Annotated in this window: 24 protein-coding genes; 13 read left to right on the top strand and 11 right to left on the bottom strand. The window is 51.2% G+C overall.

Going from position 1 to position 26,481, the window contains the following annotated elements; all coding sequences use genetic code 11:
- Window positions 1-280 precede the first annotated feature (280 nt).
- A complete protein-coding gene (locus V9K95_RS04345; protein ID WP_115052464.1) occupies window positions 281-1,951 on the top strand; it encodes a Na/Pi cotransporter family protein in 1,671 nt (556 codons plus the stop codon).
- A 14-nt stretch (window positions 1,952-1,965) separates the two neighbouring features.
- Here V9K95_RS04345 and V9K95_RS04350 read toward each other — a convergent pair whose 3' ends face one another.
- Entirely contained in the window at window positions 1,966-2,130 is a 165-nt protein-coding gene (locus V9K95_RS04350) for a hypothetical protein (protein WP_162802461.1), read from the bottom strand.
- Window positions 2,131-2,228: 98 nt separating this feature from the next.
- Between V9K95_RS04350 and V9K95_RS04355 the strand changes: the two genes are divergently transcribed.
- From V9K95_RS04355 to cml, 3 genes are all read left to right on the top strand, one after another.
- Window positions 2,229-2,732, top strand: coding sequence for a GNAT family N-acetyltransferase (locus V9K95_RS04355; protein ID WP_336439734.1), 504 nt, complete (start codon window positions 2,229-2,231; stop codon window positions 2,730-2,732).
- A complete protein-coding gene (locus tag V9K95_RS04360) occupies window positions 2,716-3,249 on the top strand; it encodes a DUF1003 domain-containing protein (protein WP_115052462.1) in 534 nt (177 codons plus the stop codon). The genes V9K95_RS04355 and V9K95_RS04360 overlap by 17 nt, the downstream gene beginning before the upstream one ends.
- Before the next feature lie 395 nt (window positions 3,250-3,644).
- Complete coding sequence (gene cml / locus V9K95_RS04365) at window positions 3,645-4,847, top strand: CmlA/FloR family chloramphenicol efflux MFS transporter (protein ID WP_336439733.1); 1,203 nt, start codon at window positions 3,645-3,647, stop codon at window positions 4,845-4,847.
- 73 nt (window positions 4,848-4,920) lie between these two features.
- On the opposite strand, the gene V9K95_RS04370 is transcribed toward cml, so the two are convergent.
- Window positions 4,921-5,370, bottom strand: coding sequence for a GatB/YqeY domain-containing protein (locus V9K95_RS04370; RefSeq protein ID WP_115052460.1), 450 nt, complete (start codon window positions 5,368-5,370; stop codon window positions 4,921-4,923).
- A gap of 282 nt (window positions 5,371-5,652) precedes the next feature.
- On the opposite strand from V9K95_RS04370, the gene carA reads away from it, so the two are divergent.
- Entirely contained in the window at window positions 5,653-6,894 is a 1,242-nt protein-coding gene (carA, locus tag V9K95_RS04375; protein ID WP_336439732.1) for a glutamine-hydrolyzing carbamoyl-phosphate synthase small subunit, read from the top strand.
- On the opposite strand, the gene V9K95_RS04380 is transcribed toward carA, so the two are convergent.
- Window positions 6,891-7,805, bottom strand: a complete 915-nt coding sequence (locus tag V9K95_RS04380; protein ID WP_336439731.1) for an aldo/keto reductase — start codon at window positions 7,803-7,805, stop codon at window positions 6,891-6,893. The genes carA and V9K95_RS04380 overlap by 4 nt on opposite strands.
- A 141-nt stretch (window positions 7,806-7,946) precedes the next feature.
- Between V9K95_RS04380 and V9K95_RS04385 the strand changes: the two genes are divergently transcribed.
- Window positions 7,947-8,420, top strand: a complete 474-nt coding sequence (locus V9K95_RS04385; RefSeq protein ID WP_307279424.1) for a nuclear transport factor 2 family protein — start codon at window positions 7,947-7,949, stop codon at window positions 8,418-8,420.
- A 1-nt stretch (window position 8,421) separates the two neighbouring features.
- The gene (locus tag V9K95_RS04390; protein ID WP_336439730.1) at window positions 8,422-8,979 is read left to right on the top strand and encodes a TetR/AcrR family transcriptional regulator; all 558 of its coding nucleotides are present in this window, start codon (window positions 8,422-8,424) and stop codon (window positions 8,977-8,979) included.
- A gap of 47 nt (window positions 8,980-9,026) precedes the next feature.
- Here the strand turns inward: V9K95_RS04390 and V9K95_RS04395 are convergent, their stop codons facing one another.
- Window positions 9,027-9,491 (bottom strand): Lrp/AsnC family transcriptional regulator, encoded by a 465-nt coding sequence (locus tag V9K95_RS04395; protein WP_307279428.1) that lies wholly within the window; start codon window positions 9,489-9,491, stop codon window positions 9,027-9,029.
- 142 nt (window positions 9,492-9,633) lie between these two features.
- Here V9K95_RS04395 and V9K95_RS04400 point away from each other — a divergent pair, with 142 nt between their 5' ends.
- On the top strand, window positions 9,634-10,356 hold the full coding sequence (locus V9K95_RS04400; protein ID WP_336439729.1) for an aspartate/glutamate racemase family protein: 723 nt from the start codon (window positions 9,634-9,636) through the stop codon (window positions 10,354-10,356).
- A 16-nt stretch (window positions 10,357-10,372) separates the two neighbouring features.
- Here V9K95_RS04400 and ypfJ read toward each other — a convergent pair whose 3' ends face one another.
- Window positions 10,373-11,284, bottom strand: a complete 912-nt coding sequence (ypfJ, locus tag V9K95_RS04405) for a KPN_02809 family neutral zinc metallopeptidase (protein ID WP_115052453.1) — start codon at window positions 11,282-11,284, stop codon at window positions 10,373-10,375.
- A gap of 335 nt (window positions 11,285-11,619) precedes the next feature.
- Here ypfJ and carB point away from each other — a divergent pair, with 335 nt between their 5' ends.
- Window positions 11,620-15,105, top strand: coding sequence for a carbamoyl-phosphate synthase large subunit (gene carB, locus V9K95_RS04410; protein WP_115052452.1), 3,486 nt, complete (start codon window positions 11,620-11,622; stop codon window positions 15,103-15,105).
- Between the two features lie 19 nt (window positions 15,106-15,124).
- On the opposite strand, the gene V9K95_RS04415 is transcribed toward carB, so the two are convergent.
- Entirely contained in the window at window positions 15,125-16,909 is a 1,785-nt protein-coding gene (locus tag V9K95_RS04415) for an ABC transporter ATP-binding protein/permease (RefSeq protein WP_336439728.1), read from the bottom strand.
- Between the two features lie 335 nt (window positions 16,910-17,244).
- On the opposite strand from V9K95_RS04415, the gene V9K95_RS04420 reads away from it, so the two are divergent.
- Window positions 17,245-17,457, top strand: coding sequence for a cold-shock protein (locus V9K95_RS04420; RefSeq protein WP_008124164.1), 213 nt, complete (start codon window positions 17,245-17,247; stop codon window positions 17,455-17,457).
- Between the two features lie 84 nt (window positions 17,458-17,541).
- On the opposite strand, the gene V9K95_RS04425 is transcribed toward V9K95_RS04420, so the two are convergent.
- A complete protein-coding gene (locus tag V9K95_RS04425) occupies window positions 17,542-18,216 on the bottom strand; it encodes a DJ-1/PfpI family protein (protein WP_115052450.1) in 675 nt (224 codons plus the stop codon).
- A 99-nt stretch (window positions 18,217-18,315) separates the two neighbouring features.
- A complete protein-coding gene (locus V9K95_RS04430; protein WP_336439727.1) occupies window positions 18,316-19,347 on the bottom strand; it encodes a zinc-dependent alcohol dehydrogenase family protein in 1,032 nt (343 codons plus the stop codon).
- 110 nt (window positions 19,348-19,457) lie between these two features.
- On the opposite strand from V9K95_RS04430, the gene V9K95_RS04435 reads away from it, so the two are divergent.
- On the top strand, window positions 19,458-20,375 hold the full coding sequence (locus V9K95_RS04435) for a LysR family transcriptional regulator (RefSeq protein WP_307279453.1): 918 nt from the start codon (window positions 19,458-19,460) through the stop codon (window positions 20,373-20,375).
- A gap of 9 nt (window positions 20,376-20,384) precedes the next feature.
- On the opposite strand, the gene V9K95_RS04440 is transcribed toward V9K95_RS04435, so the two are convergent.
- Entirely contained in the window at window positions 20,385-20,999 is a 615-nt protein-coding gene (locus V9K95_RS04440; protein WP_336439726.1) for a glutathione S-transferase family protein, read from the bottom strand.
- A gap of 242 nt (window positions 21,000-21,241) precedes the next feature.
- Here V9K95_RS04440 and V9K95_RS04445 point away from each other — a divergent pair, with 242 nt between their 5' ends.
- A complete protein-coding gene (locus tag V9K95_RS04445) occupies window positions 21,242-22,444 on the top strand; it encodes a pyridoxal phosphate-dependent aminotransferase (protein ID WP_336439725.1) in 1,203 nt (400 codons plus the stop codon).
- Between the two features lie 426 nt (window positions 22,445-22,870).
- On the opposite strand, the gene V9K95_RS04450 is transcribed toward V9K95_RS04445, so the two are convergent.
- Together V9K95_RS04450 and trxB are read right to left on the bottom strand one after the other, a co-directional pair.
- A complete protein-coding gene (locus tag V9K95_RS04450) occupies window positions 22,871-23,767 on the bottom strand; it encodes a LysR family transcriptional regulator (protein ID WP_115052445.1) in 897 nt (298 codons plus the stop codon).
- 57 nt (window positions 23,768-23,824) lie between these two features.
- Entirely contained in the window at window positions 23,825-24,799 is a 975-nt protein-coding gene (gene trxB / locus V9K95_RS04455) for a thioredoxin-disulfide reductase (RefSeq protein ID WP_336439724.1), read from the bottom strand.
- A gap of 281 nt (window positions 24,800-25,080) precedes the next feature.
- On the opposite strand from trxB, the gene V9K95_RS04460 reads away from it, so the two are divergent.
- Complete coding sequence (locus V9K95_RS04460) at window positions 25,081-26,481, top strand: TrkH family potassium uptake protein (RefSeq protein ID WP_115052443.1); 1,401 nt, start codon at window positions 25,081-25,083, stop codon at window positions 26,479-26,481.

Genomic DNA, 26,481 nt, shown 5'->3' on the forward strand with positions numbered 1-26,481 from the left:
TTAAATAAGACTGCTATGAAAGGCCTTCAAGCACTTCATCCCCGACTCATACTGTTCGATCAAAGCATGAAGGGATTTGGTTTTTACAAAGCCGGCAAATTATCAGCGTGTCAGGTCTGAATTATCTTCTGCCAGCGTATTTGTGCTAAGAACGACATATTTTTTCTTAGCCGGAACATATTTTTTTCGCTTTTTGAGTGATATCTTATATTAATAAATTGCAATCAAACTTGGCATGGTTGCTATTCTCGCTTCTCTCAACACGACAGGATTGTAGCAAGTGAACGGTTCCGCAATTTTGTTGCATTTGGCAGGTGCTGTAGCGCTCCTGCTCTGGGCAACACGAATGGTTCGAACAGGCGTCGAGCGCGCCTATGGCGAGCGCATGCGTCAAAGTCTACGCGGCGTCCTTCACAATCCCATTCTTGCTGTTCTCTGGGGCTTGATGCTTTCAATCGCATTGCAGAGTTCGACAGCAGTCAGCCTCCTTGTCGGGTCTTTCGTCGGTTCAGGCTTTGTCAGTGGCGTTGCAGGCTTGATGGCCGTTCGCGGCGCTGAGGTCGGATCCGCTCTGGTCGTAAAGATTCTCAGCTTTGACCTAACCTTGCTGGTACCGCTCTGCCTTGTCGCAGGCACTGTAATCTTCATGTCCACGGAGCGCAGCAATTGGCGGCAGATTGGCCGCATTCTTGTTGGCATTGGTCTTTTGGTGCTTTCGCTGGAAATGACAGGGCAAGCGACCGAACCGCTACGCAACAGCGACTTGCTGCCCGTTATTGTTGGTTATCTCAGCACCGATCCGGTTACAGCATTTCTGCTTGCGGCGATCATGACCTGGCTATTCCACTCCAGCATTGCTGCCGTGCTTTTGCTGGTCACCTTTGCCTCGCGGGGTCTTATCCAACCTGAGCTCGGAATTGTGATGATCTTTGGCGTAAATCTCGGGTCATCGTTCATTGCCCCCCTCCTCACTCGATCAGCTGCCCCACAGGCTCGGATCGTGCCGATGGGAAACCTGCTGATGCGGGGCGCTGGATCAATCGTGATCCTCATTCTCTTCATGACATTCAAACCCTCTATTGCCTTCCTTGGCTCGTCACCGGCGGACCAAGTCATCAATGGTCATATCTTGTTCAATATCATCATTCTGCTGGCGGGTGTCCCTCTGTCAGCACTGGTTTTACGCGTAACCAAGGCGGTTGTTGCGTTGAACGCACCTGTCGAGCAAGCGCCCTCTCTTGTTCAAGCAGAGCTCAGTGCTTTGGATGAAAGCGTGTTGGACACACCAAGCCTGGCACTGACAAATGCCACCCGGGAAACCGTGATGGTCTGCGAAACTGTGGAAATAATGCTTCGCGGCGTTATCGCGCTTTATGAAAACCCGGAACAGGATCGCATCAACGAACTATCGATGCTTGACGATAAGGTGGACCGCAAACATGCAGCCATCAAACTTTATCTGGCCAAACTAACAACGAGAAAACTGTCCGAGTTTGAGGTGGCCCGTGCTCAGGAACTATTGGGTGCCTGCGTCAAGCTTGAACAGGTGGGCGACATCATTGTCCGCAATATGCTCGCCCTCGTTCAGAAAAAAATGGATCGCAAACTTAAATTTACTGATGAAGGCTGGCTGGAACTCAGCAACTTCCACGCAAAAGTATTGGTTAATGCCCGTATGGCTTTCAATGTGCTGGTATCTCGCGATCGGGAAACCGCACATCAGCTGGTTTTGGAAAAGGACCACCTGCGTGACCTGGAGAAGCAGAGCAGTCAACGCCACTTCAGTAGATTGCGTGAAGGGACAGTCCGTAGCCTGGAAACCAGCTCAATTCATCTCGACACCATACGAGACCTCAAGCAGATTAACTCGCTGCTCGCATCCATGGCCTATCCTGTCCTTGAAGAACAGGGTCTGTTGAACACAACGCGTCTGCGGGCGTTGCACAGCTGAGCGAATGGAACTTGTTAATAATTACGATGAATGTGGGTATTTGAACCGATGAAAGCTCCCATTGCCGAGCCAATGAGGAGCCCAAGCAACATGTTGCCCATAACAGTTTCGCCAATGCCTGCGCCTATCGACAGGCCCGCAACTATTCCGATTATGGTAGACCAGCTATGTTCTTTCATATCAGCCTCCGTTTTTATTAACCATAAACGTAAGTGCGTCGTTTCGGTTCCATCCGCTTGCGCGTACAGCGCTTAGCACACGCAATAGGAAGCAGCCGATGCTTATGTTTAAACCAATGCGCGCGGACGACTATTCGGATTTTCTGGATTATTTCATCGCCGACTACGCGACGGAGATTGCGGCCAATTATGGCCTTGAGCATTCTGTTGCAAAAGATCGCGCTATCGATGAAATCAATCACGATTTGGAACAGGGCATTGATACGCCCGGGCACAGTTTGGTCTGTCTCGTCGATTTGCAAGCGAACACCGAACGTGTCGTGGGTTATCTTTGGTATAAAGTAGATACAAAAATGGGGGAGATTCATATTTGCGACTTCTACGTTTTTCCATCCGAGCAGGGCAAGGGGCACGGTAAACAAGCACTAAGCCTTCTCGAAAATGAGGCGGTAAAAGCGGGGGTTCGGCAAATCAAATTACGGGTTGCCGCCAATAATCCTCGTGCGAAAAATCTTTATGATGCCTGTGGGTTCCACGTGACAGGCATCAATATGAGCAAACAAATTGCCGCTTTGGAGAGAAGCGATGGCCGAAACGGATGATGTGACGAAGGGCCTTCATGATGCCGAGCGGAAGCTGCTCCAGCAGCTACGCACGGTTCGCCGCAGAATACGAAGCCACAAACCGGCGGAAATAGAAGACCAGCTTACTCGTGGTCAAAGAATTGCGGATGCTGTTGCTGCGACCATGGGCTCATGGAAATTCATCATTATCCAGACCACAATATTGTTCTTTTGGATTGTGCTGAACGTTACCGCCTATGTGCGGGAGTGGGATCCTTACCCCTTTATCCTCCTCAATCTGGCTCTGTCATTTCAGGCAGCTTATGCTGCACCATTCATTATGATGAGCCAAAACAGGCAACAGGATATAGACCGGAAAGAAGCCGCCAACGACTATAAGATCAACATCAAGGCTGAGCTCGAAATTGAGCTTCTTCATGAGAAGATTGAACTAATGCACCAGAAAATAGATGAGCTTTGCGAGCGGGAAGTCGTGCATTTGAGAAAAGCCGCAAGAGGCCTGCAACCTGGCAAACGCGATTCTGAAGAAGGCTAAAACAAAAAAGGACCGCTGCGGGAGGAGGTGCAGCGGTCCTGATTGTAAATGTACCGCGGGAGGAGGTGCAGTACATTCGACGTTGGGATATCTGGGAGGAAAGAGCCCAACAAGTTCAAGATAGCAAAGCCTAAAATTTTTGCTACCTTCAAATATGCATAATAGCTATGCAAATAGTTGCATACCATATCGCACCGGTTGCGCTTCACACCGCTGACTGCTAGTCAAATAGCGACTACCACGTCTCTTTTGGAGCAGCACAAATGGGTGCACAGAAAACCTCGGACAAGTAAGCCGCAGCAACCTTTCGTTGTTGCGGTGCATCTGTCAGACCATCCATCATTTTGATCGCAGGCAGACGCCGCCAAATGAATTCATTTAGCGGACATATAATCATGCCTATCAAACGACAAATTTGGGCTTACTCGCTCCCGGCTACCCTCCTGCTGATGGTGCCATTTGACATTCTGGCTTCACTTGGAATGGACATTTACCTTCCCGTCGTTCCTGCAATGCCAAGAAATTTGGGAACGACTTCAAACGTCATCCAGCTCTCCCTTAGTCTTTACATGGTTCTTTTAGGACTTGGACAAATCGTGTTCGGACCTTTATCCGACAGGATCGGCAGGCGGCCGATCCTGCTTACAGGCGCCCTGCTTTTTACCGGAGCATCATTTTGCCTCGCCCTCTCGTCCACGCCACTGCCCTTCCTGCTGTTTCGAACTCTACAGGCAATCGGCGCATCGGCGGTATTGGTCGCCACATTTGCCACGGTTCGAGATGTCTATGGTGAACGACCGGAAAGCACGATCATCTATGGGATGTTTACGTCAATGCTCGCATTCGTGCCGGCACTTGGTCCCATCGCAGGCGCCCTCATTGCGAACATGCTCGGCTGGAGGGCTATATTCTTGGCACTGGGTTGTATCGGAATATTTGCGGGCTTGAGGGCTGTTTTCATGTGGCACGAAACCAGCCCGCCTCAACGATCCTCAAAGGACAGGTCGATCTTACCCATCTTGGGCAGTTTGACATTCTGGACCTATACACTGGGATTCAGTGCAGCAATGGGAGCATTCTTTGTATTCTTCTCAACAGCGCCGAGAGTTCTGATTAACAATGCGAAGTATAGCGAAATTCATTTCAGCCTTATCTTCGCAACTGTTGCAGTCGTGATGATCATTACCGGCTATTTCGTTAAACACGTCGTCGCCAGATGGGGCATTGCGGACTGTTTAATACGAGGAATGCTGACAATTATTACCGGAGCGATTGTGCTTTTTATCAGCCAGCTGTTTTTCGCCCTATCATTTGCGAGCTTTGTTTTGCCGATGTGGATTATCGCTGCTGGCATCGTGCTGACGGGATCGGTTACAGCGAATGGCGCCCTCGCCGATTTTGCTGATAGGGCTGGCTCCGCTGTAGCCTACTACTTCTGCATTCAAAGTCTGATCACGGGGCTTGTAGGAACCAGCGTGGTAGTTTTGTTTGACGGGGGCACCCCCCTGCCATTGGTGGTCTACTGCCTGCTGCTTCCCATAATCGTGCTGTCAGCACTCGTCTTACAGCGCCGTGCATTTCTAAAAATCACCATGTGACCGAAAATAAAAAGGGCGAAAGACCGAAGTCTTTCGCCCTTCATTGGGTCAAACCCAAGCGGTAACTCAATTGCTACTGCAATATTTCCTTCACGATGCCACTGGCTTTGCTGAAATCCATTTGCCCAGCATATTTCTCTTTAAGAGCGTTCATGCACTTACCCATATCGCGCAGCCCACCAGCGCCAATTTCGCCGATTACCTGCGTACAGGCATTGCGTATGTCAGACTCACAAAACTGCTTGGGCATGAAATCACGAATGATCTCGATTTCTTCACGCTCCTGTTCAGCCAGCTCAAGCCTGTTACCTTCTTCGTACATCTTCGCAGATTCTTCGCGCTGCTTGATCATCTTTGCCAGAATTACGCTGATTTCATCACCGCTAACCGGATCTTTCCCGATTCCGCGATTTACAATGTCACGATCTTTGATGGCTGCCATGATCAGGCGTAGCGTCGAGACGCGGCGTTTGTCCTGAGATTTGATGGCTGTATTCAGTGCCCCGGCGATTATATCGCGCATGGCCGTATTCTCCTGTTATGCGCCCACCCTAGTCGTCGCTTCGAGCGAAATCAACAATGGCGCCATGTCATCCACGACATGAATTACCACCAAGTGCTCGTCTTGCAATTGACCGAAGGCGTTGCTTTGTTTATGGACTGGGACTTAGCCAGACATTTTTATTGTTGCTGCGGTGGATGATTACCCAACCATCGCGCTCAGCCACGTCATATGGGATATTCGAGGACATTTTTCAATGGCCCCATTTATCCAGTGCGACGCTAGCTCATTCAGGAGTACCGCATGACAGCCACATCAATAGAAGCAGGTACGCAAGCAAAAACTGCGGCTTGGTCCGAAGTAAAGCCCACAGCCTTGCTCGTGCTGGCTGACGGCACGGTTATTGAAGGCAAAGGTCTCGGCGCTACGGGCATTTGCGAAGCTGAAGTCTGCTTCAACACTGCTTTGACAGGCTACGAAGAAATCCTCACTGACCCCTCCTATGCCGGTCAGATTGTCACGTTTACGTTTCCGCATATTGGCAATGTCGGCGCAAACAATGAAGACATTGAAGACCTTACGCCGGCAAAGCGCGCTGGTGCTGTTGGAGCAGTATTCAAAGCCGATATCACTTCGCCATCAAGCTATCGATCGGTCGATCATCTGGATGCTTGGTTGAAAGCACGGGGTGTTATCGCCCTTGCCGGTGTCGATACGAGGGCCTTGACGGCGCTCATCCGCGAAAAGGGCATGCTAAACGCCGTAATTGCACATGATCCTGATGGCAAATTCGATATTCCGGCGCTCAAAGCGCGCGCTGCTTCGTGGCATGGATTGTTGGATCTCGATCTCGCCAAGGATGTTACATCCGGACAAAGCTCGGTTTGGACCGAAAAGCCATGGGTTTGGGATCAGGGCTTTGCTGAACAGTCCGCACCAGAGTTTCACGTCGTTGCCATTGATTACGGTATCAAGCGGAATATTCTGCGCCTAATCGCAGGACTTGGTGCAAAGATAACAATTCTCCCCGCGACAGCGACCTCCGAAGATGTCCTTGCCTATAATCCAGATGGAATTTTTCTCTCCAATGGTCCCGGCGATCCTGCGGCAACCGGAAAATACGCTGTCCCAACAATCAAAGAGCTGATTAAAACTGAAATCCCGGTTTTTGGTATATGTCTTGGACATCAGATGCTGGCATTGGCGCTTGGTGGCGACACCAAGAAAATGCATCAAGGCCATCACGGGGCGAATCATCCAGTTCGCGATGACACAACCGGCAAGGTTGAGATTGTATCCATGAATCATGGTTTTGCTGTTGATGCAGCCTCCTTCCCCGACAATGTCGAAGAAACCCATGTCTCGCTCTTTGATGGCAGCAATTGCGGTCTGCGGGTAACTGGACGTCCTGTATTTTCGGTTCAGCACCATCCCGAAGCATCTCCCGGCCCCCAGGACTCACACTATCTTTTCCGCCGGTTTTTCAATCTGATCCGGCAGAAGAAGGGCATGGAGTTACTATCGGAGCGTGATCACGCCGCTTAGTCAACGTCCTCTCCGGTACTCGCCTTTAGAATTGCAAACCATTGTTGGCGATTGAGCTCGATATCGAGCGCAGTCGCCATTGTTTTTAGTCTATCAATCTTCAGGCTTCCAAGAACGGGGATTAAGCTGGCGGGGTGACGCAGCAGCCAAGCAATGGCAATTACCGAAATATCTGTATTATCCAATTGCGAAGCAATATCGCTCAGAGCAGCGCGGAGCCGTACCTCTTGCACGCCCTCGCCTGTGAAAAGACTGCCGCCGCCAAGCGGTGACCAGATCATCGGCGCATATCTCAATCTTTGGGCGTGGTCGAGGCTTCCATCCGTCAAAGGCGAAACATATTTGACAGAAAATTCGATTTGGTTGGTGACCAGCGGGAATGGCAATCTTGATGCCAGAAGATCAAACTGATGCGGCAGAAAGTTTGATACGCCAACCGCACGGACTTTGCCAGCCTTGACTACATCTTCCAGACCCCGGGCTGTATCATCGGCATCCATCAAGGGATCGGGCCGATGCAGTAACAGCACGTCAATATAATCCGTATGTAAGTTTTTCAGCGACCGCTCCACGGAAGCCCGAATGTGCGCCGAGCTCGTATCATAGTGCTTAATGCGATTTTCAGGGCGGGCGCCCGATATCAGCATAATGTCGCATTTGGTAATCAGCTCAATTGTATCACGGCTGCCGCCCCACCTTTGTAATCCGGCACCAAAAGCCTCTTCCACACCATAATTCCCATAAATATCAGCGTGGTCGAAACTCGTAATACCGATGTCAATTGCACCATTAACCAGCCTGGCGACACTATCAACATCAGATCGTTCAAGGTCGCTGAGCAACCTCCATGCGCCAAGGATCAATCGGGATAGGCTCAAACTACCCAACGAGATACGTGTTTCATAGGACATGCTGATTTCCTGCAAATGATTATGGCTCGTCTAGTTTAAAGCCTCACCACGGGAGGACAAGGGTACACCGTCCCTTGACTAAGAACTGATAATGTACCAATAGGTACACACATTACCATTTGGTACAAAAGGAGAAATCAAATGTCAGAGCAACGTCCGCCTTTTCCACCCTTTACGCACAACACTGCGATCCAAAAGGTTCGGGCTGCGGAAGACGGCTGGAACGGACGCAATCCTGAGCGCGTGGCGCTGGCTTACACACAGGATAGCTATTGGCGGAACAGATCAACATTCTTATGTGGCCGCGCTGAAATCGTCGCCTTCCTGCAAGAAAAGTGGAAGCGAGAATTGGAATACCGCCTGATCAAAGAACTTTGGGCGTTTTCGGGCAACCGGATAGCAGTGCGTTTTGCATATGAGTATCACAACGATTCCGGCAATTGGTTTCGCGCCTATGGCAATGAAAACTGGGAGTTTGACGAAAATGGCCTGATGCAGAAACGCTATGCTTCCATCAATGATCTTGCAATCAAAGAGGCAGATCGGAAGTTCTTGTGGGATCAAACTGGTCCACGTCCGATTGGACATCCGGGATTATCGGAACTCGAGCTGTAATATGGTCAAAACTGTCTCCGAACGCTCTGACGTTGTTCCGGTGCTTGCCGAAATCTTTCGGGAACACGGCTTTGAAGGGGCAAGTCTTTCAATCATCACCGAAAAGACCGGGCTTGGAAAAGGTAGCCTTTACTACTTCTTTCCAGGCGGAAAAACCGAAATGGCACAGGCCGTCCTCGCGGAGATAGAAGGTTGGTTTGAAAAGCAGATTTACAGCCCATTGCGCGAAGCCGCCGACTCTCAAACTGCGATACGGATGATGTGCGCCGCGGTAATTGAATACTTCAAGTCCGGCCGCCGCATCTGTCTCGTTGGTGCGTTTGCTCTCGACAATGTCCGTGATCGCTTCGCGTTACAGATCAATAATTACTTCGCGGCATGGATTGCTGCACTCAATAAGGCTTTGCAGAAGCTTGGGCACGATCCAGAAGTGGCCGCAGCTCTCGCTGAAGAAGCTATAATAGACATTCAGGGCGCCTTGGTAATCGCTCGCGCGCTTAACAACACGTCCGTATTTGAGCGGGCCATGATCCGCATAGAAAAGCAGCTAACTACTTAAAGCAAGTTTGCTTATAGAGATCGGTCAAATTGATACCGCGACAGAAGTCACTTTATGTAATGCGTTGGAACTGCTGTAGTGGATTTCAACGTTTCCATTGAAACTGATGCTGAGATGTCAAAAAATTCCACCTTTTCGACCAATGACTTATATATTTCGTCATAAGCTTCCACACGTGGCAGAACGAGCTTTAATATATAATCGATAGTGCCGGTCATGCGATGCACCTCGACAATTTCCGGTATGTCGGAAATTGCCGCGCGAAACTGTTCCAGCCATTCCGCCGAGTGGCGCGCCGTACGAATGATAACAAACATGGTCGTTGGTAATCCGGCCAGAGGCCGATCTACCAGAGCAACGCGGCGCTGGATATACCCCTCCTCTTCCAGGCGCTGGATGCGACGGGAACACGCGGAAATGGAAAGGTTCACTCTGTTAGCGAGATCGGATACGCCCACAGAGGCATTTTCTTGCAGAATATCCAGAATCTTGCGATCGCGATCGTCGATCATCTATAAATCCCAACAAATTTATCGCGTGGTATTATATATTTACGCGCAATATTTGCGCCAACATATCTGAATTTTAAAAACTATGCGAACACATTGTGCGCTGCAACCTCTATCCTCTGGCTAGGGAAATGAGGGATCCATCATGCGCACTATTGGACTGATCGGCGGGATGAGCTGGGAAAGCACTGCGGTTTATTATCGTCAGATCAATGAGGAAATCCGCGGACATCTTGGCGGATTATCCTCTGCAAAAATCGCCCTCCAATCGCTGGATTTTTCCGAAGTTGTCGCCTTGCAAAAGAGCGACCGCTGGAATGATGCTGCTGCGCTTCTGTCGGATGCAGCCAGCCGCCTTGAAGCGGCAGGAGCAGATTGCATCCTAATCTGCACAAACACGATGCATCTTGTTGCCGACGCCGTTGCTGCTGCTGTCAGTATTCCGCTCATTGATATCAGGCACGAAACAGGCCGCACTTTATCAGCCGCAGGCAAGAAGCGCCCGCTTCTATTGGCTACACGCTATACGATGGAGCACGGCTTTTACGCGGATTATTTACACAATAATTTCCAGATCGACCTCGCCGTCCCCAATGAAATTGACCGGGCCAAGATTCACTCCGTTATTTTTGACGAACTTTGCTGCGGCTTGGTCAAAGACGAGTCTCGCCATGCACTGGAGAAAATCGTTGCCCGTGGCAAAGAGGCTGGCGCTGATTGCGTAATTCTCGGTTGCACCGAAATTTGCTTATCGCTGACCGAAGATAATTTGGCGTTACCGGTCTACGATTCAACAACCATACATTCGCAGGCAGCCGTTGCTTATGCATTGGGCAACAACGTCAAGAACAGAAAGAACGCGATCTAATCGCGTTCTTATCTAATTAAATACTACCGCTGAACGTATCGCAATTATCCAGCTTGCCGCTATCAAATCCACGCTTAAACCATTTGCTGCGCTGGGCAGACGTTCCATGATTAAAGCTCTCTGGAACGACATAACCTTGAGTCTTGCGTTGCATAGTGTCATCGCCGATCTGTTGCGCAGCATTGAGTGCCTCGTCCAGATCGCCAACGTCAAGAATACCTTTCTGCTCGGTAAAGTGTCCCCATATACCGGCAAAACAGTCTGCCTGCAGTTCAACACGCACTGACATGGCATTGGCTTCCGCTTCGCTCATGTTCTGCCGCATTTGATTGAACTTGGGCAACACGCCAATCAAATTCTGTACGTGATGCCCAACCTCATGCGCCAGCACATAGGCTTGCGCGAAATCGCCCGATGCCCCGAACTTCTTATCCAGCTCGTCATAGAAGCTTAAATCGATATAAAGCTTCCGGTCGCCCGGGCAGTAGAAGGGACCGGACGCTGCGCTGGCAAAGCCACATGCGGAACGCACTTGATCACTGAATAACACCATCGTTGGCGCTGGATAGGTTTGACCCTCAGCTTTGAAGATACCGCTCCAGACATCTTCCGTCTCTGCAAGAACTGTCTTGGCAAATTGCGTCGTCTCGTCGTTGTTTTTGACCGAGGTATCGCTCTGGGTTTGGCCCGGCACCAATTGCCCGCCACCAGAATCAACCAGTATCTGCATCGGATCAATATTGGTGCAGAATTTCAAAAAAAGAAAAATTGCAGCGAGGATGAGAATGCCGGAAAATCCACCGCCGCCGGCCGTCCGCAATCCGGAACCGCCAGGAATACGAAATCTTCCGCCCCCTGGAAAACCGCCGCCGCCTTCGCCGCGTTGATCTTCAACATTGTCGCTCTGTCTACGCCCCTGCCAACGCATGTTCCGTCTCCCGATCGCTTGCCGATCCAAACCGGCTGATACGCTGTATGCACAACATCAATACGCGGCATTTGTTTCATGCGCGATGTTATTTTTCAACTTTTGCTTGCAGGAAGTGGCACATCAACTTTTGCGATGGAATGTTACGTTGTGGCCGTAATGCGAAACGAAACCCCAAAACCGCCTTAAAATGCGTTAACGTCGCTTTTTGGGGTTACGCAAAGCGTTTCCTTTGCCTATAAGGCAGCCTTAGCCTCGCATTTGAATTCAAGTAGCTACCCGTACGGTGAAACCGTGCGGTTTTTTGTGCAGACCGCTATGATAAGGACCCGAACATGCCAAAACGCACCGACATCAAATCTATTCTGATTATCGGCGCTGGCCCGATCATTATCGGTCAGGCATGCGAGTTCGACTATTCCGGCACCCAGGCCTGCAAGGCACTTAAAGAAGAGGGTTACCGGGTCATCCTCGTCAACTCCAACCCGGCAACGATAATGACTGACCCGGAATTGGCAGACGCGACCTATATTGAGCCAATCACGCCTGAAGTCGTTGCGAAGATCATCGCCAAGGAACGTCCCGACGCGCTGCTGCCAACCATGGGTGGTCAGACTGCGCTGAACACCGCCCTTTCGCTGCGTCGCATGGGTGTACTCGATCGTTATAATGTCGAAATGATTGGCGCGAATGCTGAAGCGATCGACAAGGCGGAAGATCGCGCGTTATTCCGCGAGGCCATGGCAAAGATTGGTCTGGAAACACCAAAATCAATGCTCGCAAACGCTACCGAGGTAAAAGATCTCGACCGCAAATTACACCAGGAACAGCGCGAAGCGGTTAAAGCCCAATATTCCGGTGCAGAACTCGATGCGGCTTTAGACAAGCTGGAAACCGAGTGGCAGCTCGGCGAAGGTGACCGCAAGCAGCGCTATGTATCGCATGCCCTCGGCATGGCCGGTGCCGCATTAGACCATGTTGGTCTACCTGCCATCATCCGCCCCTCCTTCACCATGGGCGGTACAGGCGGCGGTATCGCGTATAACCGAACAGAATTTTACGAGATCATCGGCAGTGGTCTTGACGCATCGCCAACCACTGAAGTGCTGATTGAAGAATCCGTTCTCGGCTGGAAAGAATACGAGATGGAGGTCGTTCGCGACAAGGCGGATAATTGCATCATTATCTGCTCCATCGAAAATATAGATCCGATGGGTGTTCATACCGGCGACTCTATTACTGTTGCCCCAGCTTTGACGCTGACCGACAAGGAATACCAGATCATGCGTAACGCATCGATTGCGGTATTGCGCGAGATCGGCGTAGAGACCGGCGGATCGAATGTACAGTTTGCGGTCAATCCGGAAAATGGCCGCCTGATTGTTATCGAAATGAATCCCCGCGTGTCACGCTCATCTGCACTGGCATCGAAGGCCACTGGCTTCCCGATCGCAAAGATTGCAGCCAAGCTTGCTGTGGGCTACACGCTCGATGAACTCGACAATGATATTACCGGCGGCGCTACGCCAGCCTCGTTCGAGCCATCTATTGACTACGTCGTCACCAAAATACCGCGCTTTGCCTTTGAGAAGTTCCCCGGCGCAGAACCTACCCTAACGACAGCCATGAAATCGGTCGGTGAAGTTATGGCCATTGGCCGTACATTCAAAGAATCGCTTCAGAAAGCCTTGCGCGGACTGGAGACTGGCCTTACCGGACTTGATGAGATCACAATTCCAGGCATTGGCGAGGGCAATGACAACAATGCTATTCGCGCCGCTATTGGCACTCCTACCCCAGACCGGCTCCGTATGGTGGGGCAAGCACTAAGGCTTGGACTGACTGTCGAAGAAGTGCATGAAGGTTGCAAGATCGACCCGTGGTTCCTCGAACAAATGGCAGAGATCATTGGCACGGAAGAGCGCGTGCGCGAGCACGGGCTTCCTCAGGACGCGCAAAACCTGCGCGCATTGAAGGGCATGGGTTTTTCCGACGCACGCCTTGCAAGTCTGGCAAAAATCGAGCCCAGCGAAGTTACCAAGCTACGCAACAAGCTTGACGTTCATCCAGTCTTCAAGCGCATTGATACATGCGCTGCGGAATTTGCATCGCCAACGGCCTATATGTACTCCACTTATGAAGTTCCATTTGCAGGTGCTTTGGTTTCCGAGGCCCAGATTTCCGACCGCAAGAAGGTTGTGATTCTCGGCGGCGGCCCCAATCGTATCGGCCAAGGCATTGAGTTCGATTATTGCTGCTGCCATGCTGCCTTTGCGCTGCGGGATGCTGGCTACGAAGCCATCATGATCAACTGCAACCCTGAAACAGTATCCACAGACTATGACACGTCAGACCGCTTGTACTTTGAGCCACTGACAGCCGAAGACGTGTTGGAAATCCTGCGGGCCGAACAAACGGCAGGAACCTTGCATGGCGTGATCGTGCAATTTGGCGGGCAAACACCGCTGAAACTCGCAGATGCGCTTGAAAAAGCTGGCATTCCTATCCTTGGAACTTCGCCGGACGCCATCGACCTTGCTGAAGACCGCGACCGCTTCCAAAAGTTGCTGATCAAGCTTGATCTCACGCAGCCCAAGAATGGCATTGCCTACTCGGTTGAGCAGGCACGCACCATAGCTGGAGAGCTTGGCTTCCCGCTGGTCGTACGTCCCTCCTATGTCTTGGGTGGTCGCGCGATGCAGATCATCCACAATGAGCGCGGCTTACAGGCCTACCTGCTTGATACGGTTCCTGAGCTCGTGCCGGAAGATATCAAGCAGAAATACCCGAACGACAAGACCGGACAAATCAACACGCTGCTTGGTAAAAATCCCCTGCTGTTTGATCGTTATCTGACCGAAGCCATCGAGGTCGATGTGGACTGCCTCTGCGATGGCAAGGACACTTGGGTCTCCGGCATCATGGAGCACATTGAAGAAGCTGGCATCCACTCCGGCGACAGTGCTTGTTCTTTGCCAGTTCATTCCCTTTCCGCCGAAACCGTATCCGATCTGGAAAAGGAAACCGCCGCGCTTGCCAAATCGCTTAACGTGGTTGGATTGATGAACGTCCAGTACGCCATCAAGGACGGCACGATCTATGTTCTTGAGGTCAATCCACGCGCCTCACGGACAGTACCCTTCGTTGCCAAAACCATAGGCACTCCGATTGCCAAAGTAGCGGCCCGTATCATGGCGGGAGAGACGCTGGAACAAGCTTTGTCGCATTATGGCGGCAAGCCTTCCGCTACAGGGCGCAAACATATTGCAGTCAAGGAGGCTGTGTTCCCGTTCGCTCGTTTCCCCGGTGTCGATACACTGCTCGGACCGGAAATGCGCTCGACGGGCGAAGTCATGGGGCTGGATTATGACTACGCACTGGCCTTTGCCAAAGCTCAGCTGGGCGCAGGTGTTGATCTTCCACGTGACGGTACATTGTTCGTTTCCGTACGGGACGAAGACAAACAGCGCATTCTCGCGCCGGTAAAACGGCTGGCGGAATTGGGCTTCAAGATACTCGCTACTGGCGGAACAGCTCGCTTCCTTGGCGAGAACGGCGTAGCAGCGCAAAAGATCAACAAGGTGCAAGAGGGTCGTCCACACGTTGAAGACGCAATCCGAAACCGTCAGGTTCAATTGGTTTTCAACACGACAGACAGCGCCAAGGCGATCTCGGATTCAAAATCGCTTCGCCGCGCGACCTTGATGCAAAAAGTGCCATACTATACCACGCTATCGGGTGCCGATGCCGTTGCAGAAGCAATTGCTGCGCTCAAGGCTGGATCACTGGAAGTACGGCCACTTCAGGATTATTTCGCTTAACTTCGTCTGGCGAAATTGTTTAAACACCTAGCAACCCCTCCTCCTCCAATCCATGGCCGGAGGGGTCGCTGACAAAATGCAGCACCGTGGAAAAGACATGATCATTCTTGTCTTCTCGCCCAATATGGACAATCGTCGATTTGGCGAGGTGCTCACGCAAGACTGCTACCACCCGGTCATAAGCATCTGCCTCCATCGCGTCGAGCGACTCGTCAATAACCACCCACTCCGGCTTGTGCAGCATCAACCGTGCAAATGCGAGCGACTGTTGCTCATCATCACTAAGCTCGCGATCCCAGCGAGCACTGAAATCCAGCATGGTTTCAAGCCGCTTCAGTCCAAGCTCATGCAAGGCTCCAACCAGTTGCTCGTCAGTAAAACCATCTTTACCGAGCGGATAGGACATCGCTTCACGCAAGCTGCCGGGCGGAAAATAGGGCAGACGCGGCATGTAAATAATGGTTTTGTTGGCGGGTAACGTGACTGTGCCAGCCCCCCAAGGCCAAAGGCCGGCAATGGCCCGAAACAGCAAAGTGCGATCAATACCCGCTTCGCTTGTAATGAGAACGCGATCACCCTCTTTGACAACAGCGTGCTTTTCCTTGAGCCGTACTGTAGCGCGTGGCGCGGTGATCTTCAGTGAATCAAGAATGATTTGATCCCTATCGGACTCGGCAAATTTTATGCGCTGTTCAATGCTGTTCATGGCGTCGGTTGCCTGCACAGCCTGCCTGAAAGACGTCACGCGTAAAAGCGTTGCACGCCAGTCAGCAATCGCGCCGAAATTGTTGACGAACCACTTCAATGCATCGTGAACCTGATTAAATGCCCCGATAGCCATCATAAGACCGCCGAACGAAAGATTGCCTGCGAAGTAAACTGGTGCAGCAACCAGAATAGGTGCGACGATGGTAATCCAGCCATAGCCAGACGTGACCCATGTGAGTTGCGTCAAAGCTCTAACCAGCAATCGTATGGAAGCCAGAAGACTATCGACATCAAAGCCGAGACGACGGTTTTCGTCGGCCTCACCGCGGTAAAGTGAAATCGCATCAATATGTTCGTTCACACGCATCAGCGAGAAACGCAGTTCAGATTCCTTTTGGTAGCGATCGGCATTGTACTTGATGAGTTTGCGTCCAACAAGCCAACTCAACCATGATGCGAGAGACGCATAAAGAATTGCAGCCCACACCATGTAGCCCGGAATAGAAAAACTGTAGCCATATACATTGAACACGAACCCGCTTGAAAGCGCCCATAACACACCGACAAAGCTGACCATCAGGATCGTGGATTGCAGCAAGCCAAAGCCGAGATCCGTCGACATTTCCGCCAGATGCCGTGCATCCTCATGTAAGCGTTGATCGGGATTAACGCCGATGGGCCCTGAATTGGAAAGTTTGAACGCACGCCGGGGCACCAGCCACTCGCCAATGAGATCTCGCGTCAGGCCTTCCCGCAGTTTCAGGCGCGTCATCTGATTGAGCCACGTCTGGCCCACACTCAAGACAAGAAGCACCGCCGCAATCCCGAAAAACACCATGAGCTGGTCGAGAAAGGCCTGAAAGTCGCGTCGCGACAGAGCATCATAAAACGGCACATTCCAACGATTGAGAAATACCTGTCCTACCGATGTCAAAATGATAATACCGAACACGCCCGAAATGAACAATATCAGACGATTGCGGACTGGAGAGTTCCAATAAATGTCAGCAATAACGCCAAGCTGCGCCAAAAGCCCCGCTTGCACTTCGCCAGCGACGGAGGTTGCTGGCACTCGGTTGGGTTTCTGCTTCGCCATTGGGCTCCCCCGTCGAAGGCCGTGATTCGGCTTTCTCACTCTAACATTGACTCTTTCAAACCACTCAACCGCACCTGCAATTTTTGCGATAGTACAGAAACTTTCGCGCTAGATGCTCCGCGGGATACCCGAAAAGTCGCGTGTAGTTCCGTTTTGAAAACGGCTTGTTTTGCCAGAAATTCTATCATATGTATTTTGCATCGATTTTATCGGTCGAGTGACTTTGCGACCTGCGTAACCTGTTGCGCTTCCTGACGAGCTCCATTGCATAGGTTCGATTCCCTGGGCCGCATATGTGCATGCTGCCTGTTTTATATATCTGAAAGGAACTTCCCATGGCTTCGGGAACAGTGAAATGGTTCAACGGCACTAAGGGCTACGGTTTCATCCAGCCCGATACTGGCGGTGCAGACGTTTTTGTCCATATTTCCGCTGTTGAGCGTGCAGGCTTGCGCGGTCTCAATGACGGCCAGAAGGTCAACTACGAGATCGTTCAGGATCGTCGTTCGGGCAAGTCGTCAGCAGACAACCTTAGCGTTGAAGGCTGATAGCCGCATACGGGAATCGTCTGATTTCTGAACGCACATAAATTAGAAAAGGCGGGATTAATCCCGCCTTTTTGCATTCTTGCCCTATCCCAGCAGCTTGAGAACCTCACTGGCGACCGCTGCCGAAGAAGCGGGATTTTGGCCAGTTACCAGATGACCGTCGGTAACAGCCAGCACCTGCCAATCATCAACTTTTTCATAATGAGCGCCGAGCCGCTTCAACTCATTTTCAACAAGGAACGGCACGACGCTCGTAAGTTGCACCGCTTCTTCCTCGCTATTTGTGAAACCAGCTACCCGCTTGCCCTTGACGAGCGGTTCGCCGTCAATCTTCGCCTGCAGCAATACCGCAGGCGCATGGCATACAGCCGCGACTGGCTTTCCGTTTTTGTAAAATTGTTCAATGAGTCTGATTGAGGCGAGGTCAGAAGTCAGATCCCAAAGCGGGCCATGGCCGCCAGGATAGAACACAGCGTCGTAATCCGCCTCTTTCAGTTCTGATAGAACTTTTGTATTTGCCAGAACTTGTTGGGCAGCCTTATCCCGCCGGAATCGCTCCGTCATTTCAGTTTGGCTGTCGGGTTCATCGCTTTTGGGATCAAGCGGCGGCTGCCCACCCTTCGGCGAAGCAACCGTTATTTCTGCGCCCGCATCCAAAAATACGTAGTAAGGCGCGGCAAATTCCTCGAGCCAGAAGCCCGTTTTCTTGCCTGTATCGCCGAGCTTGTCGTGGGAGGTGAGGACGATGAGTATCTTCATGATTCGGTCCTTAAAAACTACCGCTGATATCCCCTGATATGATTGTGGCGGCCATTGGTTTCAATGGTCGCCCCATTTTTGATCTGTGGCTGGATGTATTTAGTTCAGCTCCACGACGATCTTGCCGAATGCACCCCGCTTTAAATGATCCAAAGCATCATTTAACTCATTGAAGGAATAAACCGCATCTATAACGGGTTTGATTTCAGTTCGGTCAAAAGCTCTTACCAAGTCTTCCAACCCTTTGCGATGACCAACCTGAATACCTTCCAAAACCACGCGTTTAACCGCGAGAGGCACAAAGCCGCCAGAAACCTCCAAACCATCCAGAATACCGATCATTGAAATGCGTCCAGTTACCGCTGTGGCCCGCAATGATTTGTCCAGATGTGGGCCACCTACTGTCTCCAGAATATGATCGGCTCCATGATCATTGGTAATCTGGTAAAGGGTTTCGACCCAATCTTCTTTCTTCCGGTTTATAGTGTGATGAACTCCAAGCTGTTGCACACGATGCAATTTTGCATCGTCTCCGGAAACCACAATAACCTCTGCTCCGTGCATCAGGGCAATTTGTGCTCCAAAGAGGGAAACGCCTCCAGTGCCGAGCACGACTACTCTATCACCGGCTTTGATATTTCCGCGCTCCACCAGCGCTGTCCAGGCAGTCAGTCCGGCGCATGGCAGTGTACTCGCCTCTACCTGATTTAGTTTTGCAGGAGCATGAGTTGCCCAATCTTCGCTCATCGTCACGTATTCTGCCAGGACACCTTGCAGCGGACCGCCTAACGTTCGGCCATTGGGGGTTCGTGCAGTACCCGGTCCGGCACCCTCGATCCAATCCGGAATAAAGGTTGATATCACTCTATCGCCCGCTGCAAATCGGCTAACGTCTTCGCCGGTTGCTACGACAGTTCCGGCAAGATCTGAAGCGGGAACGAGCGGCTCGCCCATGTTTTCAGGCATGCCAAATCCGGTATCAATCAGCAGCCCGTCACGATAGTTCAGGGAGACCGCGGCGACCTTGATAAGTATCTCCCCTCGCCTGGGCTCCCGAGCCGCGGTTTCAACCAGCTTCAGATTAGTTCGTCCGGGCATTGCAATCTGCCACTGTTTCATTGTTTTGCTCATGTGAAATCCTCGCTTTAAATCAAGGATTCCGTATTTATATGAGATGAGAGCAAAGCAGTTGCGCCGATTTTACCCATGATTGTATCGTTAAACTCTACAAAGGACTTAAAATGGACAGGCTGATTGGCATCGAAGAATTTGTTGCGGTGGTGGACGCGGGCAGCTTTTCTGCGGCGGCTGACAAGTTACATCTATCGCGTTCAGCCGTTGGGAAGACAATTGCGCGGTTGGAAGAACGACTTGGCACTCGGCTTTGCCAAAGAACAACGCGTTCATTCAAACTCACCGATGACGGTCACACTTTTTACGAACATTGCCGATCGATACTGATGACAGTTGAAGCGGCGGAAAATGCCATCACGTCCGGCAAGGACATAATATCCGGGCGACTTCGCCTAAGTCTGCCTGTGCTATTCGGCCGACGTTGTGTCGCTCCAGTTTTGTTTGATCTCGCCCGCCAATATCCGCTGTTACGCTTCGAAGTGTCTTTTACAGACCGCCCGGTGGATCTCGTTGCAGAAGGATATGACCTCGTTGTTCGCAATGCTGGCTTGCCGGATACAACCAATCTGGCGGCAAGGCGCATTGCCCGGCAGCGGATGACGGTGTGCGCCTCGCCATCCTATCTTGAAAAACATGGCACGCCCGAAACGATTGAAGATATCGCCTCACACCAAGCCATTCTTTATGGTCAGGATGGCAATATACGTTCTTGGCTTTTTCCAAACAAACGGAGGGGATTTGACAGTGCCAAGACCGTAAGCCGTGTCATTTTTGATGATCTGGAAACGGTAGCGGATGCAGCCGCCAGCGGCATGGGCGTTGCTTGGTTGCCTTGCTGGCTTATACGCAATCAGGTGGAATCAGGGACGCTGAAGAGGCTCCTGCCCGACGTTGAACAGATGATATTCGACACACATGCGGTCTGGCCGAAGCAACCCTATATGCCAGGTCGCATCAGAGTTCTCATCGACGCTCTAGCCGCGTGGCTACCCGGCATGACCGGTGCAGATCGCGAAGTTAAATAAATCACGCCATTATGCCGGTAGCCATGTTATCGGCACATGCCCTTCATCTCCGGCAACGCGGCTTAGCCATTTTGCGACTGATGGATATGCCGAAAGATCAAAGCCGCCTTGGTTGGCTTCGTGCGTATAGGCATAGAGTGCTATATCGGCAATCGTCAGATTTGTACCGACCAAGTAGGGTGTTTTCTGTAGCTGGTTTTCCATCACCAGCAATGCCTTGTTGCCGCCTTCCAGAGTGGCAGCCAATCTTTCTGGCGTGGCATCCTTGGCTCGTTCCGGATAGACGAGCAACGCCCGCCGAACAGCAATATTAGGCTCGTGTGTATACTGCTCGAAAAACAACCATTGATACATTAGAGCACGTTCATAGGCATCCTCAGGAATAAACCTGCTGCCTTCTGCTAGATGCAGCAATATCGCATTCGATTCCGCCAGAAGGCGTCCGTCATCAAATTCCAACAGAGGAACCTTGCCATTGGGGTTCTTGGCCATGAAATCCGGTTTGCGGGTTGAGCCATCGACAGATGACATCGAAATGTGCTCGAACGGCAAGCTCAATTTAGCCATCAAAAGCCGGGGCTTATAGCAATTTCCGGATTCAATTTGCGAGTATAGTTTCGGCATGGTCCGTCTCTCCTGTGGCGGGCAGTGTTTTCCCGCAACCGTTGACAATGTCCAATCAGTTCTATTGACGCTTTACACAACCGACACTGATGTTTTTGACATGGGATGTCACACCCTGCACAGAAAGCGCAGGAAGTGAAGCCTTTGCGCACGCTTTTACTTGCGATTCTGCAGGTCTTGGGACATAGCAGTCCCGCAAACCGGCTACCGGTCATCAACGCTCGCTTCAGGAGAACGATACCATGGCATTCCTCGCCGACACCCTTTCCCGTGTGAAGACATCCGCAACGATTGCGATCACCCAGAAAGCGCGTGATTTGAAAGCAGAGGGTCGTGATGTCATTTCTCTTTCCGTAGGGGAACCGGACTTCGACACACCTGATAATGTCAAGGAAGCTGCTATTGCTGCAATTCGCCGCGGCGAAACCAAATATACGCCGGTCTCTGGCATACCGCAGTTGCGCGAAGCCATTACGCGCAAGTTCAAGCGTGAGAACGAACTGGAATACAAGGCCAATCAGACCATCGTTTCCACAGGTGGCAAGCACGTCATTTACAATGCCCTTCTGTCGACATTGAACCCCGGCGATGAAGTTATTTGTGTTGCGCCATATTGGGTCAGCTATCCGGAGATGGTTTCTCTTTGCGGGGGAACACCGGTAATTGTGTCTGCCATTCAGGCAAACGATTTCAAGTTGCAGCCAGAGGATCTGGAACGCGTTATTACGCCGAAGACCAAATGGATCATCATGAACTCGCCTTCGAATCCATCTGGAGCGGCTTACACCTGGGATGAGATGAAGAAGTTGACCGATGTTCTCGTTCGTCATCCGCACGTGTGGATTCTGACCGATGATATGTATGAGCATTTGACTTACGGTGATTTCAAATTCGTCACACCAGCGCAAGTCGAACCAAATCTTTATGATCGCACGCTGACCATGAACGGCGTCTCGAAGGCCTATGCCATGACTGGTTGGCGTATTGGCTATGCGGCCGGACCCATTGAGCTGATCAAGGCAATGGATATGGTTCAGGGACAACAGACTTCAGGAACAAGTTCCATTTCACAATGGGCTGCCGTTGAAGCGCTGGATGGCACGCAAGAACATTTGCCGGTTTTCAAAAAAGCTTTTGAAGGACGTCGCGATCTAATCGTTTCAATGCTGAATCAGACGAATATGCTGGATTGCCCCAAGCCGGAAGGTGCGTTCTACGTTTATCCTTCCTGTGCTGCTGCTATCGGCAAGACTGCACCATCAGGCAAAATCATTCAAAATGACAAAGACTTCGTCAGCGAACTGCTGGCCACTGAAGCTGTGGCAGCAGTGCACGGCTCTGCCTTCGGTCTTGGTCCAAATTTCCGCATTTCCTATGCAACCTCCGATGCAAACCTCGAAGAAGCAGGCAAGCGGATACAGCGCTTCTGCGCTAATCTTCGCTAAACACATAATTATAAGGAATGAAAAGGGCCAAGATGGCCCTTTTTTTGTGTCGCTATCGGACTCGGTCAAGTATCTAAATTGGGCCAGATCAAGCCTATTGGATAAATGTGAGTAAATGAAAAAAAGGCCGGACAAGTGCCCGGCCTATAAGTTTTGAAGGTGCCGTTTCCAGCAAAACCTCCAGAGGGGAACACTTGGTGGTGCGCAAATGGGAGGAGGAGACGCACGACCAAGTGATGTGGATATGTTCTCTCCCGATCCGACTTACAACCCTGCAAAAATGCATAGCTGCTATGCACAAAGCTCATAACCACTCAATTGTTTCGCCGATCAGAATTTGAACCCTCTATCGCCTTTCCTTGAGCAATTTGCTTTCAAGATAAAACCGATTTCTGGAAAGAAAATCTTCCCAAATAAATTTCCTGACTAGTAAGACCAGGTACGAGCCTTGTTGAAAAGAAAATCTCTGAACACATGCAACTTTGCAGCATTCTTTATCCCCTCAGGATAACAGAAAAACGTATCGAATGAGGGGAGCTCCATCTCAGGTAACAATCGCACCAGCGTGGAGTCCTTTTCGATCATATAATCCGGCAAGACCCCGATACCTACACCCTTTTGGATTGCACGTTTAATCGAGAGCAGATTATTGATCTGAAGTACCGCCGGGCGAAGATTACCGTCGGAACGCCCTATGACTTCAAGCCAGTTAAGGTTCGTAAGATATGAGGGTGCCGGCTCACCGAAACTCACAATGCGGTGCGAGTCGATCTCGTCTATATTTTCAATCTTGCCATACTTGGCAATGTAACTTGGCGACGCGTATACGTGCATATGCACCGTAAACAATCGGCGCTGGATCAGGTCCGGTTGTTGCGGCTGACGCAAACGGATAGCACAATCCGCGTGACGCATAGTCAGATCAAGTTCTTCATTGTCAAAGAGCAATTGCAGCTGCACTTCCGGGAACAGCTCGATAAACTCTTGAACGCGCTCAACCAGCCAACCGGAGCCGAGGCCAACCGTAGTGGTCACCCGCAGCTTACCTGAAGGCCTATCCTTGCTTTCGGTAAGACGGGAGCGAACATTCTCCAGCTTCATCAGCACCTCATGTGCTGTGCGGTAGAGTACCTCGCCCTGCTCAGTCAGAATCAGACCGCGAGCATGCCTATGGAAAAGGGGAACCCCGACATCTTGCTCCAGCGCACTGACCTGACGGGAGATAGCTGATTGCGATAGATGCAGTGTCTCGGCGGCATGAGTGAACGACCCAGCCTCGGCAGCAGCATGAAATATTCGCAACTTGTCCCAATCAAGCGACATCGCGCGGTCTCTCCCCCTTTGTCGGTCCCGAAAATCGAGACCGGCCTCTTATACAGCCTATTCTGCTGCCTGACGCACCGGTTCCTGTGCCGCCAACCAACGTTCGGCTTCGAGAGCTGCCATGCAGCCCATTCCAGCAGCGGTGACGGCCTGACGATAAATATCATCGGTTACATCACCCGCAGCAAAAACACCCGGAACGTCCGTGGCGGTTGAATCCGCCGCAGTCCACAAATAGCCATTCGGCTTATGCTTGAGTTTCCCCTTGAACAGTTCCACCGCAGGTGCATGTCCTATGGCTATGAATACGCCATGCGTTTCAAGTTCTGTGGTTTCGCCGCTCTTTATATTTTTCAACCGTACACCAGTAACCGATGCAGCCATTGGGGGCTTCGCTTCGATCCCGGTAATCTCATCAATGACATTGTCCCAGATAACTTTGACATTTTCTTTGCCAAAGAGCCGATCCTGTAGAATTTTTTCCGCGCGGAAGTGGTCTTTGCGATGCACGATCGTGACTGACTTGGCGATATTTGAAAGATACAGCGCCTCTTCAACAGCGGTATTGCCGCCGCCAACGACAACAACATCCTTGTTACGATAGAAAAAACCATCGCATGTAGCACAAGCGGAAACGCCAAAGCCCATGAATGTCTGCTCAGTCGGCAAGCCAAGCCATTTCGCTTGCGCACCTGTCGCAACAATCAAGGCATCGCAAGTATATTGCGTTCCACCGTCGCCAGTCAGACGAAATGGGCGGATCGACAGGTCAACTTCGGTAATGATGTCGTGAATAATCTCAGTGCCGACATGTTCGGCCTGAAGCCGCATCTGCTCCATCATCCACGGACCTTGAACCGGATCGGCATAGCCGGGATAGTTTTCCACATCGGTCGTGATCATAAGCTGACCGCCCTGCTGAAGGCCTGCAACAATGACAGGTTTCAGATTGGCACGAGCCGCATAGATTGCGGCGGTATAACCGGCTGGACCGGAACCGATAATAAGGACGGGCACATGGCGCTGTGTCATAACTAGACCTTGATGGTGCACTTTTAGAACTATGCGATAGTTGGCACACCCCACCATCGCTTTCAATGGCTTTAAAGTAGTGTTTCAGCCCCCCTCCTTGCAAGGTCTGCAACCAATATAGCAAGGTTAGCCACAGCTTGTGCAGGTCAGACTGGTGTTTCAGGGCGGATTGTGTCAATTCCGAGATAAGTCTATGAAATACCAGCAGTCAAAATCGCGAGCACGAGGCCAGTCCGATCCTTCGTACCATTACCAATATTTGCGCAAGATTTGGCTTGGTCATGGCTGGAACCATGCTTATTCCAGCTTTAGTTGACCTGCATATAGGCAACAGAGATTGGCTGGTGTTCGTGCAGTCAGCTATATTCACTGGTGTCTTGAGCGGGCTAGTGGTGCTCGCGACCCACAACTCCGATATTCGCTTCAGTCCGCGATTGGGATTTCTGCTGATCGTTGCCATCTGGTTGACAGCAGCGCTATTGGGCGCGCTTCCGCTCTATTTTTCGACCCTCCCCATCAGCTTTTCAAAAGCGCTCTTCGAATCAATGTCTGGTATTACTTCGACTGGAGCGACGGTTTTGACGGGACTGGATACAATGCCACGCGGAATACTGATGTGGCGATCGCTCCTGTGCTGGTTTGGCGGCCTCGGCTTTGTCGGATTGGGTCTTTTGCTACTGCCATCCTTGCGCGTGGGAGGCATTCAATTGCTGCACATGGAGTCGTCCGATAAGTCTGAAAAAATACTGCCCCGCATCCACCAGATCGCACAGGGTATCGTCCTTGCCTATCTCACCCTGACGCTGCTTTGCACGCTGCTCTATTTTGTTGCGGGCATGGGAATGTTCGACGCCATCAATCACGGCATGACGACTGTCGCCACAGCCGGTTTTTCTACACATGATTCCTCATTGGGTTTTTATGCCCATAACCGCGCCATTCTGGTGATCGCGACAATTTTCATGATCTTGGGTGCCCTACCCTTTGTGCTCTACATCAAAGCCTTGATGCCGCAGCGCCTCTCATCGCTAGCGGACCCACAGCTGATTCTGTTTTTCAGTATTGTTGTTGGTTTCAGCTTTTTCTTAGCGATCGGGCTGAAGCTGGAGACAAGTATCGGCTTTGGTGATGCGCTGATCGCCACCTCATTCAATCTCGTTTCGGTATTATCAACAACCGGCTTTGCAACCGAGGACTATACGCTCTGGGGTGCGGAAGCGCTGGGCATATTCTTCCTTGTCACATTTCTCGGTGGTTGCTCCGGCTCGACCTCCGGGGGCATCAAGCTTAATCGCATCATCATCCTTTGGCAGCTTGCATCCGCAAGCCTCACTCGCCTGATCATACCCAATGCCATTATAAAAATGCGCTATGGCCGTACCGAAATAACGCAGGATGTTTCTCAGTCGGCTCTGCTTTTCATATTTCTCTACATGGCCTCCCTGGTCATCGGTGCGACCGCGCTCACCATGCTCGGCAACGACCTTGGCACCTCCATCACAGGCGCGCTGACAGCACTTTCCAATGTCGGACCGGGCTTTGGCGACACGATAGGACCCGTCGGCAACTTTTCGACACTCAGCGATCCTTCCTTGCTTGTTCTTAGCTATCTCATGCTCGCCGGACGCCTTGAGATCATCACAATTGTCATTCTCTTCACGCGCCGTTTTTGGAGCCGATAG

It is taken from the genome of Phyllobacterium sp. CCNWLW183, from assembly GCF_037203775.1.
Classification (GTDB): domain Bacteria; phylum Pseudomonadota; class Alphaproteobacteria; order Rhizobiales; family Rhizobiaceae; genus Phyllobacterium; species Phyllobacterium ifriqiyense.